Origin of the sequence: Blastopirellula marina, from assembly GCF_002967715.1 — a bacterium.
In the GTDB taxonomy this organism is placed as follows: domain Bacteria; phylum Planctomycetota; class Planctomycetia; order Pirellulales; family Pirellulaceae; genus Bremerella; species Bremerella marina_B.
Genome location: NZ_PUIA01000001.1, coordinates 23,735 through 39,385 on the forward strand (window position 1 = coordinate 23,735; position 15,651 = coordinate 39,385).

General features: G+C 56.6%; 10 protein-coding genes. 3 read left to right on the forward strand and 7 right to left on the reverse strand.

The features are described 5' to 3' along the window. The first annotated feature begins 62 nt into the window (after positions 1-62). A complete protein-coding gene (locus tag C5Y96_RS00125; RefSeq protein WP_105349522.1) occupies positions 63-698 on the forward strand; it encodes a TetR/AcrR family transcriptional regulator in 636 nt (211 codons plus the stop codon). Positions 699-866: 168 nt separating this feature from the next. Further along, positions 867-2,798, forward strand: a complete 1,932-nt coding sequence (locus tag C5Y96_RS00130) for a vWA domain-containing protein (protein ID WP_105349523.1) — start codon at positions 867-869, stop codon at positions 2,796-2,798. Positions 2,799-2,878: 80 nt separating this feature from the next. Here C5Y96_RS00130 and ilvB read toward each other — a convergent pair whose 3' ends face one another. The 4 genes from ilvB to C5Y96_RS00150 form a co-directional block, all read right to left on the reverse strand. Next, entirely contained in the window at positions 2,879-4,609 is a 1,731-nt protein-coding gene (gene ilvB / locus C5Y96_RS00135; protein WP_105349524.1) for a biosynthetic-type acetolactate synthase large subunit, read from the reverse strand. Positions 4,610-5,098: 489 nt separating this feature from the next. Further along, the gene (locus C5Y96_RS00140; RefSeq protein WP_105349525.1) at positions 5,099-5,965 is read right to left on the reverse strand and encodes a glycosyltransferase family 2 protein; all 867 of its coding nucleotides are present in this window, start codon (positions 5,963-5,965) and stop codon (positions 5,099-5,101) included. Beyond that, the gene (locus C5Y96_RS00145; RefSeq protein WP_105349526.1) at positions 5,962-7,728 is read right to left on the reverse strand and encodes a hypothetical protein; all 1,767 of its coding nucleotides are present in this window, start codon (positions 7,726-7,728) and stop codon (positions 5,962-5,964) included. The genes C5Y96_RS00140 and C5Y96_RS00145 overlap by 4 nt, the downstream gene beginning before the upstream one ends. Positions 7,729-7,901: 173 nt before the next feature. Continuing rightward, entirely contained in the window at positions 7,902-9,713 is a 1,812-nt protein-coding gene (locus C5Y96_RS00150; protein WP_158261013.1) for a serine/threonine-protein kinase, read from the reverse strand. Between the two features lie 176 nt (positions 9,714-9,889). Between C5Y96_RS00150 and C5Y96_RS00155 the strand changes: the two genes are divergently transcribed. Next, on the forward strand, positions 9,890-10,561 hold the full coding sequence (locus tag C5Y96_RS00155) for a methyltransferase (protein ID WP_105349528.1): 672 nt from the start codon (positions 9,890-9,892) through the stop codon (positions 10,559-10,561). On the opposite strand, the gene C5Y96_RS00160 is transcribed toward C5Y96_RS00155, so the two are convergent. From C5Y96_RS00160 to C5Y96_RS00170, 3 genes are read right to left on the reverse strand one after another with little or no spacing between them, the layout of a single operon-like run. Beyond that, positions 10,558-11,838 carry a MauE/DoxX family redox-associated membrane protein gene (locus C5Y96_RS00160; RefSeq protein WP_105349529.1) on the reverse strand — a complete coding sequence of 427 codons (1,281 nt, stop codon included), beginning with the start codon at positions 11,836-11,838 and terminating at the stop codon, positions 10,558-10,560. The genes C5Y96_RS00155 and C5Y96_RS00160 overlap by 4 nt on opposite strands. Positions 11,839-11,850: 12 nt before the next feature. Beyond that, positions 11,851-13,767, reverse strand: a complete 1,917-nt coding sequence (locus C5Y96_RS00165; RefSeq protein ID WP_105349530.1) for a hypothetical protein — start codon at positions 13,765-13,767, stop codon at positions 11,851-11,853. Further along, positions 13,764-15,632, reverse strand: a complete 1,869-nt coding sequence (locus tag C5Y96_RS00170; RefSeq protein WP_105349531.1) for an ABC transporter permease — start codon at positions 15,630-15,632, stop codon at positions 13,764-13,766. The genes C5Y96_RS00165 and C5Y96_RS00170 overlap by 4 nt, the downstream gene beginning before the upstream one ends. Positions 15,633-15,651: the final 19 nt, after the last annotated feature.

The window sequence follows — 15,651 nt, forward strand, 5'->3', positions numbered from 1 at the left end:
TTGGAAACGATGTCGTTTCTTAAATGGAACGATACCCGTCTTCCGCGTAAGAGTCAACGGTTATGACCAAACCCACATCCGACCAGCCCGAGAAGGCCAAACCAGGCCGACCGCCGGTTTATACCGAACAGGAGCGCTGTCAGCGTCTGTTAAGGGCGGCCGAAGAGGTATTCACCTCGACTGGCTACGGCGCGGCAACCATGGAGGAAATTGCCAAATCGGCAGGCATGTCCAAGAAGACACTCTATGCGATCTACCCGGACAAAGAGCATTTGTTCGCCGCGATGGTCGGCGGTTTGGGGGATTCGCCGTGGGAAAACGACACCACCCAGGCCGAGGACGCCGGAGTTGAACTGCGTCGTCGGCTGCATGCGATGGTGCAGTTCATCATGACCTCGCGGCAGGTTCGCTTGACGAGGCTGTTGATCTCGGAAGCGGAACGCACCCCCAAGCTGGCTCGGGACTTTCATGACCGCGTGATCTCGAAAGCACGCCGCTACCTGGGCGAAGCAGTCGAGCGAGCGCGTGATGAAGGGGTCGGCCCGCGGATCGACGACATCGATCAAATGACCGCCACGCTGCTGGGGGCAGCTTTGGCTCGCAATCACCTGGGTGCGCTGTTCGGCCGAACCCCTAAGGCCACAAAAAAACAACTGGAAGACCAGGTCGACACGGCGCTGCGGCTGCTGGGGTACTAAGCGAGACGTGTCGCGCCAGGTGGCACCATCGTCGGTTGATTCGACGCGCAAGGACTTCTTAGCCGTGATTTCGGCGCGAATTCTCGCAAAACAAGTGCAAGGAATAGCATTTGCTTGATAGGTTGGGATTGTTGACTTGACGTTTGACTCCTTTCGCGACCTGATGCCATGTCAAGCATTCCAGCCTCTCCCCCTTCGCCAACTCCCCAGATCGAAATTCACGATGCCGCACCACGCGGGCTGCTCGGCAGCGCGGCCTGCGCGGCTTATCAATCGATGGCGTTTCTGGCCTCGTTCATCTTTCACTTTACGTTAGTAGTTGTGTTGGCGATGTTCACCTTTGTCGATCCGCTTCGGCAGCGTCCGTTGGTGACCGTGATCGAGCCGGATATGACGCAAGATCTGGAGATGTTTGAAATCGAACTTGATCCGATGGACAAGATTTCAACGGAAATGGCAGAAGCGTCGATACCGGTAGCGGAAATGGGAATGGGAGGCTTGGTGGCAGCTTCGTTGTCGGCCCCCGTGCTGATTGAACAGGCAGTCGATCCCAAGGAGACCGTCGATGTTCAGCTGAGTGACATCGCGATGATCTCAAAGGATACCGACTCGCTGATTCAGGAAATTCCCTCCGGCACAATTGGCTCGGCGCAGGAAGTCGTTTCCAACTATCAGGAAGCGATGGACCAGATCGCGCAGGAATTGATCTGGATGCTTTCCAAAGACAAGGTCCTTGTGATCTGGTTGTTCGACCAGTCGGAAAGCATGAAGGACGATCAACAGATTATTCGCGATCGGATCATGCGTGTGTACCAAGAAATCGGCCTGACCGAGGAAGGCCAGGGAGATATGCTGACCACCGCGATCACCTGTTATGGTCAAGGTTTTCAGTTGCTCACGCCAGCCCCGTCGGCAGTGTTAAGCGAAATTCAGCAAGCAATCGACCAGATTCAGGTCGATGATTCAGGCGAGGAGATGAGCTGTTCGGCCATCATGGAAGCGTTGGCCCAGCACAAGAAGTATGCCAACATTGCTGACCGCAAGATCGCTCTCATTCTTGTTACCGACGAAAGTGGCAACACGGCCGACAACCAGTCGCAGCTGGAAAACGCGATTAAAGCGGCCCAGCAGATGGATTGCCGGTTGTTCGTGTTGGGTCGCGAAGCGATGTTTGGTTATCCCTATGCCCATTATGAGTGGCGGCATCCTTTCGATGGTGAAGTTCACTTACTGAAAATCGATCGCGGTCCTGAGACGGCCTTTGTCGAACAGCTGCAAACCGACGGCTACGGCAAACGCTGGGATGCGATGACCGCTGGCTTCGGTCCCTACGAACAGGTTCGCATGGCTAAGGAAACGGGCGGGCGTTTCTTCATGCTTCCTGGGCAGGAAGACAAAATCCACCGCGTGACCGATCGCAAGTTCGATCCCAAAACGATGGACTACTACCGGCCGGACTTGCGTCCGCGGGCCGAGCAGGTGGCCGAGATCAAAGGAGACCCACTGAAAAGCCTGGTAACCAAAGTCGTGTACGATCTGAATCCTTTCCAGGAAGATCGGGCCGACGTGCTGACCATCCGTCACTGGTACAGCCGCAATCCACAGGAGATGGTCAGCCAGGTTCGCCGAGAGCAAACCGAGGTCATGCCTTACGGCCGCTACCTGGACGAAGCAATCAAGGTGATGGAGAAGAATGTCCATCTGCGTGACGAGTCGACCTCAAATCGCTGGAAGGCGAACTTCGATCTCATTCTCGGTCAGCTGTATGCCTATCGCTGCCGAGCCTACGAGTACGGAGTCAGCAGCGAACAGTTTCTGAAGAATCCTACGCCGCCAGATCCTAATCGAGCGGAATATATGGAGTTCCGCGGCTGGGAGCTGCGAACGCGCAAGGAATTAGTGGCTGCCGACAAAACCCAGGCCGACGCCGACCGCGCGACGAAGTTGCTTACCCAGGTAACGAAGGATTACGCGGGTACCCCCTGGGCAACGCGAGCTGCCTGGGAAGTCAAACGGGGCTTCGGTTCGACGTTGGTCCCGCACTACTTCGACCTCCGCCGCCGCAAGAGCGACCAGAAGGTACCGATTCCAAAACTTTAGATTTAGTCGGCAAGTATCACACGAAAACAGGGAGCCATTTCTAGCTCCCTGTCTTGTAAATTCGATATGCCTGATCGGTCTTACGACTTGATCATTTCCTTCACGGTCATGCCGCTTGGGATCATTGGCAGCACGTGTTCCTGGTAAGGAACTTGAACGTCCAGCACGTACGGGCCGTCGTAAGCGATCATTTCTTCCAGGGCTGGAAGCAGGTCCTTCTTGGCGCGGATGGTGGCACCACCGCAGCCGTAGCCCTTGGCAATCTGGACGAAGTTCGGGTAGGTCTCTTTCGGGTAGATGTCTTCACCCTTGCCGTACCATTCTTCGTGATGGATCGGGCCCAGGTAGGTGTGGGCTCGGTTACCGGCCATGAAGCGATCTTCCCACTGAACCACCATGCCCAGGTGCTGGTTGTTGAGCAACATCACTTTCACCGGCAGATTTTCGCAGTAGCAGGTGGCCAGTTCCTGGATGTTCATCTGGAAACTGCCGTCCCCTTCGATGTCGATACACAGGGCATTGGGGTTGGCTGCTTGAGCGCCCATGGCAGCCGGAAGGCCAAAGCCCATCGTGCCCAGGCCGCTGCTGGACATCCAGGTGCGTGGCTTCTTGAACTGATAGAACTGAGCCGCCCACATCTGGTGCTGACCCACGCCCACCGAGATGATCGTTTCGCGATCTTGCGTGATACGCGAAAGCTCGGCGATGGCGTGCTGCTGCAGAATGCCGTCGAACTCTTTGTTGTAGGTCAACGGATCCTTTTTCTTCATGTCCATGCAGTGAGCCACCCAGGCAGAAATATCTTCGGGTGCTTCGACCACTTCGTTCAGCATCTTCAGTGCTGGCTTCAGGTCGCTGACAATCGGAATGTGGGCGGTCTTGTTCTTGTTCAGTTCGCCTGGGTCGATGTCGATGTGAACGATCTTGGCGTCCTTGGCGAACTCGCTCAGCTTACCGGTGACGCGGTCGTCGAAACGAACGCCCAGGCCGATCAGCAGGTCGCACTCGCTCACGGCCATGTTGGCGTAAACGGTGCCGTGCATGCCGAGCATATCAAGCGAAAGCGGATCAGAGTTTGGGAACACGCCCAAGCCCATGACCGTCATGGTGGTTGGAATGCCGGTCTTCTTGATCAGCTCACGAAGTTCTTCGGAAGCTTCCGAGGTGATGATACCGCCACCGGCGTAAATGATCGGGCGTTTGGCACGCTTGATCGCGGCAGCCACCTGGCGAATTTGTTCCGGCTTGGCAACGCGCGAACTGATGTTGTAGCCAGGCAGGTTCATTTCGCAGTCCCAATCAGGAACCGTTTGTTCGAGCTGAACGTCTTTCGGGATGTCGATCAGCACGGGGCCAGGGCGGCCGGTCGTGGCGATGTGGAACGCTTCCTTCATGATCCGACACAGGTCTTTGATGTCGGTCACCAGGTAATGGTGCTTGGTGATCCCGCGGCACACTTCCACGATGGGCGTTTCCTGGAACGCGTCGCTACCGATAACGGCACGCGGAACCTGGGCGCTGATGGCGATCAGCGGAATGCTGTCGAGCTTGGCGTCGGCGATTGCCGTAACCAGGTTCGTGGCACCGGGACCGCTGGTAGCCATGGCGGCACCGACCTTACCGGTCGAGCGGGCAACACCTTGAGCGGCGAAGCAACCACCTTGTTCGTGACGCGGCAGGATCGTGCGGATCTTGTCTTTGTAGCGTGTAAGGGCCTGGTGAAGCGGCATGCTGCAACCGCCGGGATAAGCGAAGAGTACTTCTACGCCATGTCGTACCAGCGATTCGATCATAATATCGGCGCCTAGCATGACTTGGTTTTTCGTAGATTTTTCGGTCGAAGTACTCACAGATTTTCTCCGGTGATTGAAACAGATTCCTCTTAGACCCAATCCAGGTGCCTACCGAGCACACGATGTAGATTGCCCGACTCCTTCGTGAAAGGCCCTGTGCCCGTAGAAGGAGTGTGGGGATATTAGTCCAAACTATAAGGATAGGCGTTAACGGCTCAAGGTTCAACCGAATCGGCACGTTTTCAGGTGCGGAAAACCACTAAAACAGGGGATTTGGAGGGTCTTGGGTAGCAAATTTAACGGCCGATTGTGCAGATGTTTACGAATAGGGGAAGTAGACCTTTTGAGATCTGTGCTGGCGCGGCGGTGGAAAAGTGGATTGCCGCCGTGTTTGTCGGGCGCAGGGAAGGGCGGAGTGAAGTGATCTGGGCATATGGGGATGGCAGAAACCATAGCACGCAGCAAATCCCGTCCCCTCTCCCCCGGCGGGGAGAGGGGAAAGGAATGTCAGTCGACCAGGCGGTAGCGGAGGATGCACCACAGGGCGGCGAGGCCGTCTTTCCAGCTGATCTTGTTGCTGGCCGACCACGCTTGGGCGTTGTAGGTCACCGGGCGTTCGACGAAGCGATAGTTTCGTTTGGCGAGCTTGGCGGTGATCTCCGGTTCGATGCCGAAGCGGTTCTCTTGCAGCTGAACCTGCTGTATGACCTTGCGGGGAAAGGCCTTTAGCGCGGTCTGCATGTCGGTCAGGTGCAGGCCGGTCAGGCAGTTGGAAATGCAGGTCAACGTTTGATTGCCGAGCTGGCGAATCCAGGACGTTTCCTTGCTCTTGCCATCGTGGGCGAGGAATCGCGAACCGTAGGAGACCTCGGCTTCGCCGGTCACGATCGGGCGAATGACCTGCACGAGATCTTGAGGATCGTATTCGAGGTCGGCATCTTGAATGACCACAACGTCGCCGGTCACTTCCGGCAAGGCGGTACGAATGGCCGCCCCTTTGCCGCGGTTGGTTGGGTGATAGAAGATTTTCAAATCGCAGAAGTGAGCCAGGCGGGCCAGCACGTCACGGGTGCCATCGGTGCTGCCATCATCGACGATGGCGATTTCTGTGCGAAACGGCAACTGCAGGAGTCGCTGGATCACGGCGGCGACCGTTGCTTCTTCGTTGTAAACCGGCACGATCACCGACAGGCGGAAGTCACTTGGCAGTGGATAGTCGACGTGGGTCGCATCGTGTTCGTATGACAGAAGGTCATCTGCCAGCAGTTCGCAGTCGGCCAGGCGAAATTCGCACGGTGCCAAATCGAGCGGGTGGTCGTCGATTGGTTCCCAGGTCGATGCTCCGCAGTTCGGTGTCAGTAAGCTGGTGCTCATGGTTGCCCTCTTGAGGTGGTGGTGCCGTCGGCACGTGCCAGTTGCGATGATGGTTGATCGCTGCCGTTGTGCGGAGGAATCGCAGGCCAGGCAACGTAGCCAGATTGTGCAGCGTCAGAAATGGAACGCTGTTGTGGGGCGAGGTACTCGGGTGACTGAGGTTCGTCGAACAAGTCGCTACGCCCCCAGATTTGTGCGAGAGAATCTTGGTATAGCAGGGTCCATCCGGCGACGTGTTCCATCACTTGTTCGGAGTGAGGTTGCCCGCGATCGAGTAAGACCAGCTTCGGGTCTCCTTCGACGAGTGCCGCCGTGGGATCGACGGGGCCAGCGAGCTTGCGATTTCGCATGCCGGGGGCGTCTCCCAGGATGAAGTCGAAGTGGCGATCGACGACCGCTTGCGGATAGCACGTTCGGAATCGTCCGTCGAACTGAACTCTTGAGTCTCCCTCGCCACATCGCGCGGCGATAAAGTACTGAGCCCAGTTGTACGAGACGATCGTTTTGCCGTGCAGTTGGTGTGAATCGAGGAACTCAATGGCCGACACGGGGTAGGTGTCGCGGTAGACGGGCATCACGCTCAAGCGATGAAATAGCGGCACGGCGAAAAGGACGGCACCGACGATGACCACACCCCAGGCAATCGCCGGATGAGGACTTCGTTCTTCGCTGTCTGAACGCTGCGTGACACGGTGCCAGGCACTCACCACGTGCGGCGTCACCCAGAACCCGCACAGCATGGCGAGAAACGGCGCGTGACGTTGGTGCATAACGGCCTGAGCGGCGACCAGCAGTAAGACTACCAACTGCGTGAAGTCGAGCGGTTTACGGGAAAACGACAGTGACAACACGATGATGCCAGTCATGGCAACAAACGCGACGCTGAACATGTCTAACGAGTAAAGCGGATGCCACTCGGTGATTTCGGGACGGGGTTCCCGAAGGGCTTCCAGCATCCATTGATGCAGGCCGATGCTATACGGATTGATGAGCGTGGCCAATAGGACGACGACAATCATCAGCGCCAAACGGCGAAGCATTCCGGCGGCCTGCCACTTACGCATGGTGGCGGCTTCGATCATACGGCATGCCAGGTAAACGCACAGTACACCGACGCCAGCCATAAAGCCGCCGTGCGTGTTGGTCCACAGGAAGCAAAGCGGAACGGCCAGCCACATCAGCTTCACCCAGCGGTGATTCCAGCTGAAAGCATCGACAGATTCGCCTCGACGCAGTGACGTTAGCCACGGCAAGTTCCAATGTCCTTGCCAGCCGGTAAACGCGAAATCGATCAACAGCAGCAGCAAGGCAAAGAACCCAAAGCTGAACAGCTGCGGACGAACGTTCCAGTGATTGGTCAAGTTCACCGCGATCAGCAGCGAGACGACAACAACCGGCAGCGGATTCTTGGCGAAGTCTTTCGTCTTCCAGAACGGAACCAGGCAAATCGCCAGGCCGAGTAGAGTTTTCAGGACCAGCAATCCGGCGGGGCCGATCGTGTCGACACCGATGGCCAGGGCCAGTTCGCTGAGGTTCTCGTGATTGATCCAGCGGTAGCCGTTGGCGGTGTAGCTGTAAGTGGTCGTACGGGCGAGTCCTTCGTGCAGAGCATCTCGGCCGTATTGAACGTGTCCCCATAAATCGGGATCGGCCCCATTGGGACTCACGGCGATCGCAGCGGCCAACAGGGTGGCGGCAACGATGGCCCATGCCGACCAGGGACGCGGAGTAGATGGGTTCGGATTGGAAGACAATTCTTGCACGATATCAGGGACCTAACGGCTGGTAGGGGACAGACCCATTGTTCAACCATAGGTCGCAAAAGTTGCAGCCCTGACCTGCGTGCAAATGAGAATGGTAGAAGGCGTAGCCACTTTTCAGCGGCGAAAGGAGGGGCAATCGTTACAACCGCGCCAAAGTGACCTGAGAGCGAACGCTAGACGATTTGCTCTTTGTCCTTGGTCGGACGGATGACGATGCGAGCGATCTTCAAACTGGTGGGCTCGTAAAGAAGGCGACGGACCAGGTTACGGAAGAGCGTATCGAGACAGACTTCTTCCGTGAAGCGGCTGATTCCGGTACCAATCAGCGGAAATGCAATCGACTCGATGCCGAGCGTGGTGGCGTTATACATGCAGTTCGAGACGATTTCGGAGATCAAGTCGCGGCTCGGGGTAACGCCGGTCACTTCGCTACGGGTGATCGAATGGAATACGTAGAGCGCCGGTAGTTCGCTGCCTGGGGTAACGATGACGCGTCCTGGCGGTACGCGGTTGATGCCCAGTCGTCGTATGTCAAACTCGATCAGTGGCCCGCCTGCGTCGGCGACTGCTTTAGCTAACCCCATGTCGAGCGACAGGCGGCAATCGGTCGAACTGACAATCGCGTCGACATGCTGCTTGGTGACATCGCCGCACACGATTTCCAGACGCCGTCCATTGGGCAGATAGTAGGGATCGGGCCGCAGGAACTTTTCTGGGTGGTGGATGTAGTCGTTCTTCTGATCCTCGAACATCGCCCGGAATGACTGGAGGATCTTGCTGTCGCTGAACTGCCACGGCGAGACGCTGTCGGCCGGGCTGCGGAGCTGCGAGAGGATCTCGTCGAACGACTGAAAGCGATCTCGCGGGCTCTTGGCAAGGCAGCGTTCGATGATGTCGTTCACACGATCCGATATGTTTGGGTTGTGGGTCTTGGGAGGCACGATCGGTTCCATCTTGTGCTTGAACAAGATGCTGAACGCGGTCTCGCCGACAAACGGGGGCTGGCCGGTAACGGCGTGGTAGAACGTACCGCCGAACGCGTAAATATCGCTGCGAACGTCGACGTTGCGTGGGTCTTCGGCTTGTTCGGGGGCCATGTACAGCGGTGTGCCCATCATGTTGCCGGAGATCGAGAAGTCGGTCGACGAGATGCCGCTGCGAGCCAAGCCGAAGTCGGCCACCAGGGCGTAGCCGTCTCGGTCGATCAGGATGTTCGAAGGCTTCACGTCACGATGGGTCACGCCGAGCTTCGCCGCAGCGTTCATCCCTTCGCAAACCTGCTGCATCCACTGGATGATCTTTTCTTCGGGGATGTGATCGGGGCTATCTTTGATGATGCGTTTCAGGTCGACCCCTTCGATCCATTCCATCACGATCAGCGGCGAACCTTTGGGGAGGACCGAGAAGTCGTACACGGAAACAACGTGCGGCGAACGGATGCGGGCGAGCAGCTTGGCTTCGCGAATGAACCGGTCGGTCGAGGCTTCCGGACGCATCAGCTTGATGGCCGCCAGGCGGTCGAGTGTGCGGTGGCGAGCTCGGTAGACGGTGCCCATGCCTCCCTGGGCGATCAGTTCCAGGAACTGATATTCGCCCGCTTGCAGCCCGATAACTTCGTTGGGGTGAGCCTGGCAGTCTTGCAGCGCTTCCCACAAGTGCTGAGTGTGAGGGTCGCCGTGGGATGAGGTTTGATCGAGGGAGAAGTTCGTGTGGGTATCGCGCGACGTGGAACCGGAGCCGCGGGTTTCGCCCAGTTCTTCCACGATCCGATCGAAGACATTTTGAATCAGCGGTTGGAACTCAGGGAAACGGGCACTGTAATACGCTTTGCCTGCTTCGAGACCCCGCTTCTGACGCTCGCAAACATCGAGCATTACTAACTGACGAAACAGATCGAAACGTTCATCTGGAGAAACGCGGGAAATGAAACCCCCAAGGTCCGGCGGAGAGTCCGCGGCCCAACGCTCGACGAATTCTTGATACAAAGGGAACCAGACTCCCCTCGTGGTATCGTCTTTCATAGTGGTTGCGCGACGAATTAATGTCGCTTGCTATTAGCTCAAAAGCGGGGGTGTCCTATCAGCAGACACCAATTTGTTCGGGAAATCAACGGATTGTTTCTGCTTTCCTCCCTCAATTTTGGAAAACGGTTCGTTTTGTCATGACTTCGACAAACACCGATAATTTGGATGTCGATTCCGGACATAAGATCTATACTCCCAGGCTGCTGCGCTGGTACGACTTGATTGTGCATGGGGTGTCTAATCGATGGTTTTGGAGCTGTCCGACCTCGATGTTGGAAGCCTGGTTCGACGAGCACGCGACCGACAATCATCTGGATATCGGCGTAGGGACAGGCTTCTTTCCTGATCACTGTTCGGTGTTTTCGCCCAATGCCCGAATCGGATTGTTAGACGCCAATCCCAATTGCCTGGCCGCGGCTGCCGCGAAGCTAAAACGCTACCAAGTGGAAACGTACGAAGCCAACCTGGCCGAGCCGTTCGATTCGCAGATGGTGCCCTTCACGTCGGTGTCTCTGATGTACGTGCTGCACTGCTTGCCGGGAGATGTGGCGTTTCGGCAGCAAGTTGTCGCGCATGCCACTTCGGCGCTGGTGGCCGAAGGAAAGCTTTTCGGCGCAACGATCTTGGGCCAGCCCAGGCCTGGCTCGTGGTTGGGACGTCAGGTGATGGCCTCGTACAACCGCAAGGGAATCTTTGGCAACGAGGAAGACACGCAGGCATCGCTCAGGGAAGTTCTGGAGACGTGCCTGGTAGAGGTCGAGATCGAGCAACTGGGGTCAGTCGCCCTCTTCGCAGGCCGAAAACACTAACGACTGCTGAAGAAAGTGTCGCGTGGTTTCGTGTTCAACCAGAAACGACGGTCTGCTTCCATGGCGATCTTATCGCCGGAGAACGTGTCTGCTTCGCGATCGTCTTGCAGGCGGCCTGCGGGGGACTCGATGACTACCCGTGCAGCACTCGCTGTATCGGTTTGGTTAATGAACGCTCGCGCGGCCGCGAGCGAGAAACGCTGGCCAGGGTAGATGGGGGCACCGGTGGCCTCGAGTGACCATTGTTCGAGATGGACCGGGACGAACAGGTCATCGGACGATTCGGTATCGACATAGCTCCGCAGCGACCTGGGGAGGTGCTCGACGGCGTGCCGGGAAAGGAACAAGTGTGTTCGCCCGACATGCGACGCATACAGTCCCCAGGCAGGCCAGGGATCGCCTAGCCCGATGATTTCGAGCGTGGGAAACAAAATCACCAGGCCGCAAATTGCCTGGGCGATTCTCAGGCGAGTGGAGATGGCCGGTGCGGTTTCGGTTTCTTTGTTAGACTGGGTAAATCCAAACAGCAAGATGGCCTGAGTGAAGAAGAAGACGTTCCACAGCAGCACGCCCCAGCTATGCGAAAGCCCGAGAGGCCCCAGCACCACGATCAGGCCGACATGCATGATGCACGCCGCAACGACGCCTAGTTTTCTGGTTCGCGGTAGTAGCAGAAAGAGAAACGCCAACAGTTCAAACAGAGGGAAGCCTAGGGCCAGCCACTTCCACGACGCGAGTTGATCGGGTGAAAGGAAGGCTCCCACAATCGAACTGATTGTGACCAGGAAGTCGGAGCCCAGTTCGTTGGCAAACGAAGGGTTCAGCTTCGACAGTGCCGAGTAGAAGTAAATGCTCAGCGTAATCCACATCGTCAATTGCCGGGCATTTCTGGCCGGAGCCAGGCCGAAAATCAATCCGAGAACCGCAAACTGATAGGCCCATGGTTGGAAGCGATGTTGATTGAGCAGGAAGCACAAAATCAGCACGACACTGTTGGCGATCCATAGCTTGGAAGACGCGGGCGATTGGGGGCCCAGGCACACATTGGCCACCGCGATCAGGACTAGCACTGCCACGAGGATGACATCGACCAGGCCAGGGACAGCGCACAGCTCGCTTACAACAGGAACCGCGGGGAACGCGGTTTGGTCGATCCACAACGGATAGGTCACGGCGACCAGGATCAACAGAAACAGCGCAACCAGCCGCTGGTAAAGGAAGAAGGCTCGATCCGCCGGGGATCGAGCCTCGTTATTTTCGGGAGAGGTCTTGCTCACTCGAGTTCCGCCTTACGACTGGGCAGAGGTCGATTCTGCGGACGGCACCGCTTCTTCCTGGGTTTCGGCAGGCTCTTCAACCGGTTTGGCTTCGCTCGCTTCTGGTTCCGCCGACGTTTCAGCTGGCTTCTCAGTGGCTGGCGATTCCGCGGATGTTTCTTCCTTGGTCGGAGTTTCCATTGGCTTTTCTTCCGTTGGTTTCTCCTGGGTTGCCGCAGGCTTCTCGGCATCCATCGGCTTGTCGTCGGATGCTTCGGCTTCCTTCTCTTCTTCCGGCATGGCTGCCGCCGGAGTCGGGGCGTCATCGGGATTCCAGACTGGTTCGACGAAGATGTCCGAGTTGGAACGAAGGATGTCTATCAACGGGAAGTTCGGCGAAATGTCTTGGTCGAACTGGTTCAGCAGGGCCCGGTATTCCTTGATGGAATCGGATAGAACGTCTGCCGAGGCGTCATCTCGCAATTCTGGGTAGTCGTCGTAGATGGCGATCCACTTTTCCCAGGCCTGTTCGTACAGTTCGCGTGCCTTGACCAGGTTAGCGTCCTTGTAGGCTTCATGGGCTTCATAGACCAGACGACGCGCTTCAATCGTACGATCGGTGCTTTCCGATTGAGCCCGCGTTTGCCAATAGTTGAACGCGACGATGTCCTTCTGGCGATCGATGACCCCCTTGAGGAACTCCATCTCGTCCAGGCGATTTGCTTCACGCGATGCTTCCAAGGCAGCTTGCGACAGCGTCTTCGCTTCTTCGGAGTCAGGCTTTTCCTTCTTCAAGGCGTTGGCCTTGTCTTGGATCTTCTTAACGACTTCAATTCGAGAAACCTGCAAGGTGTGTTGAACCGATTTGATCAGCTGAATCTGTTCTTCAGTGCGGTCTTCTTCCGGCGTGTCGAGTGCCTTTCTGGTCTCCTCGGGAAGCTTGGCGATTTTCTCGTCCTGGACTTCGGTCGAGTAGTCGTTGTAGGTGTTGTCGAAGTTGTTGGCGGCTTCGTCGATTTCTTTGCCCAAACGAACTGCGTCGTTCAGCTTGATCGGAATGCCGTAGGTCGAAGGGAGTTCGTGATCGCCATATTCTTTCCATTCTTCAAGTGCCTGAGCCCAGGCGGCCTGAGCTTTCTCGGAGATATGGCCTTCTTTTTCGATCGCTTCACCGAAGTTCATCAGACGCTTGGCAGGATATTGGTAGAAGATCGTCGGCGACATGGCCCCGATGCTACCTAGACCATTGTCGACCACTTCGGTTGCCCACTTATCCCACAGACGTGCGACGAGCCAGTGATCGGGCTTGCCTTCCTGGACCCCTTCGGCATCTTCGGTCACCGAGTACGCGGTGCCTTCAAGGTGCTTTTGAATTTCGTCGTGGAAGAGATCATCTTCGGGGAAGAGTTCGCGGTACTGTTCTTTCTCGTCTGCATTACCGAACTTGTTGCCGAAGAAGTGGGCAATCGAGTTCATCATGCGTGGTTCATTGTAGTTGTACTCGGTCCCGTCCATGTGGTAGTTGATCCCGCGTTTAACCCACAGGTAGCGGTGTTCGTAGTTGTCGAACTCACGCGAGACGTTGTACGAGAGGTTCCAGGCCTGGAATTCCCAAACCTTCAAAAGGTGAGGGTTCAAGTACGAGATGGTCTTGGCGGTTGCCTCCATCAAGGTGTACTGCTCGGTCTTCTGGTACTCGTTCAGGTTGCTCCAGAGGAACGTGATCGCCACCCCGTCGAGACCCAGCAGAGACAAACGCATCGCTTCGCTAGCCGGATCGACCTTACCGAGTTGGGCGTCCGAAATGTGATAGTCGCGACGCATCTGGGCGAGCATCCCGCCTGGTTGGTCGGAAGTCGCCGGACGGCTGATCAGCGAGACCGCGATCAAGATCACGATCATGCAAACGCCGTAGATAACTTTATGTTGAAAAGATTTATTCTTGTTCATGCCGCGATTTCTTTCGATTTCAGAAAGAAGTAACCCACCGCCACCAGGGCGACGAGGAAGCCGAGAACCGTGATAAATTGTTGCGCGACGACTGCGATGGGGATGTTATAACCGTCGACCACGAAACCTTGTGTGTCGAACATGCCGTAGTCAGGCAGCATGTTCACAAATGCATAAATCATGAACGCGAATACCATGTCGATCCCTTTGACGACGTCTACCCAAAAGTAGTCGCCCAGTTCGGTCATGATGTTCTTCTGTGTGAATAGTCGCACCATGGCTTCCGCGGGACCACCCCCGTACCAGCCAGTTTTCTCGCCGAAGATCACATTTCGGGCCAGGCCTTTCACTTCACCAGCGATGCTGCCGTAACCCAGTGCCAGGAACGAGGCCAGCAAGGCCACCGGACCATTCAGGAAGGTACTGAATACCAGGCCGAACGTGATGACCAGGATCACCTGGAACCAAATGCCCAAGTAGCATTTGATGTAATTCATGGTGAAGTTGCGGTTGGCTTCCAGGATGTACACGGTGTTTTGGGCGACACCAAAGTACTGACCTGGTTCAACGCATTGGATCCACAGTTCCAGGCGGCCTCCATCTTCGGTGACCAGGTCTTCCAGCAGGTCGAGTTCCGGCTTGTCGGAGTCGGCCTTGAAGTTGGAAAGTGTGCGTGGAATGTAGTGCAGATCGGACACTTCCTTGGCCGTGAAGGGGATCGCGATACTGCGAGCACCTGTCTCGGGGTTCTTCAGGTAGTAGTTACCGCGGATACCTTCGGTGATGATCCCTTTGTAGGTACGGAACACACTGAGGTTGAATTCGACCGGCAGCATCTGCTTTGTCTGGTCGCCGTCGGTAACTTCGGTGAGCATTCCTTCATTGACGTCTTCGAAGGTGAAGATCGCGGCACCGAACGAGCCCCCTTCGATGTAGCTGAAGTATTCCCATTCCTTACCGACATTGATGCCGCGCGGGGCTGCATTTTTACCTGCACGATCAAGGAAACGGACCGTACCGATGTGACGCACGCGGGCCTGGAACATATCGGTTGGGCCGTGCACGACGTACTTCTCGTCGCCGCTGGCCCCTTCGTTGGTGCTGATCGCGTGACGGTGCTCGTGGGTGCGGTCGGTTTCGCCGTTGCCATCGGGATAGATGGTGATCGCGTGCTTGTGACCGGCGGCTTCCGTGGTTTCACCAATTAAGGTACCGTTTTCGCCAGCGACCAGGTCGTCGGCAGTGACGTAGTGGGTGTGGTTAAAGCCTTGCAGCAGAAAGACGTAGGAAACCAACGCCATCGCGAACAAGACGATCGTCCCCACACCGACAAAACCAAACAGACGGCCAAGGAACAGCTCGCTCGGCAGAACAGGTTTCGTATAGATGGTGTAAATCGTACGGCGTTTGATATCGTCTGGCAGGCTGAACACGCTCAACGCGATCACCAGCAGCAGGACCAGCCACTTGGGGAACGTCAGCACGAAGGTAAGGTAGAGACGTACAGGCTGTTCGGCACTGGGGTTGATGTACCAGCCAGCGAACAGCAGCACCACCATGAACAGCGCAAAGACCAAGAGAGCCTTCTTGCGAATCGCTTCCTGAAACGCGAGCCAGGTCATTGCCCACACGCGGCGAGGGGAGATCGAAAGGAGCTCTGGCACCGCCTTCACAGCCGTCCCGAAGACCGCGTAAAAGGCCTCGAATGGACCATTGCGGAACACCGACACGATAAACCCGAACACCAGACCGCAGACGATCAGGATGACAATGGCAATCAGGAACGTGAGGAGTCCGCCGAGTTGCTGCCCCGGGATGGGAAGGAGCCACTCGCTGAGCGGCTGGATGGTATCTTCAATCCCCATGGTGACTATTTCTTAATCG

Bases quoted from the DNA above. Each gene is read 5' to 3' on its own strand.
- C5Y96_RS00125 (WP_105349522.1), top strand. From the start codon at position 63: ATGACCAAACCCACATCCGACCAGCCCGAGAAGGCCAAACCAGGCCGA.
- C5Y96_RS00130 (WP_105349523.1), top strand. From the start codon at position 867: ATGTCAAGCATTCCAGCCTCTCCCCCTTCGCCAACTCCCCAGATCGAA.
- ilvB (WP_105349524.1), bottom strand. From the start codon at position 4,609: ATGCTAGGCGCCGATATTATGATCGAATCGCTGGTACGACATGGCGTA.
- C5Y96_RS00140 (WP_105349525.1), bottom strand. From the start codon at position 5,965: ATGAGCACCAGCTTACTGACACCGAACTGCGGAGCATCGACCTGGGAA.
- C5Y96_RS00155 (WP_105349528.1), top strand. From the start codon at position 9,890: ATGACTTCGACAAACACCGATAATTTGGATGTCGATTCCGGACATAAG.
- C5Y96_RS00165 (WP_105349530.1), bottom strand. From the start codon at position 13,767: ATGAACAAGAATAAATCTTTTCAACATAAAGTTATCTACGGCGTTTGC.
- C5Y96_RS00170 (WP_105349531.1), bottom strand. From the start codon at position 15,632: ATGGGGATTGAAGATACCATCCAGCCGCTCAGCGAGTGGCTCCTTCCC.